This is a genomic window from Calothrix sp. CCY 0018 (genome assembly GCF_963920925.1).
Classification (GTDB): Bacteria; Cyanobacteriota; Cyanobacteriia; order Cyanobacteriales; family Nostocaceae; genus Rivularia.
Genome location: NZ_CAWUDI010000163.1, coordinates 1 through 231, shown reverse-complemented (window position 1 = coordinate 231; position 231 = coordinate 1). Strand labels below are relative to the sequence as shown.

Genomic DNA, 231 nt, shown 5'->3' with positions numbered 1-231 from the left:
CGGGGGCTGCGCTCGCGGCGTTCCTCCTCGCCGGTTCGGCCTACGGTCAGACGGCTCCCGCTCCTGGCGCAGTCGCCGGCGCGCCGAATCCGGCCGCCGAGGTTGCGCCTGCGCCGCACACCGCGACCCAACCCCAGTTTCAGCTGGCCGACGGCATCGTGGCCACGGTCAACGACCAGATCATCACCGGCTTTGATCTGCGCCAGCGGATGCTGATGCTGATCGCCTCGG

1 protein-coding gene is annotated in these 231 nt (G+C 71.0%); it reads left to right on the top strand.

What is annotated here, in order from left to right; translation table 11 throughout:
• On the top strand, positions 1-231 hold a 231-nt coding region (locus ACM03V_RS34575), incomplete at both ends, for a hypothetical protein (protein ID WP_414625329.1).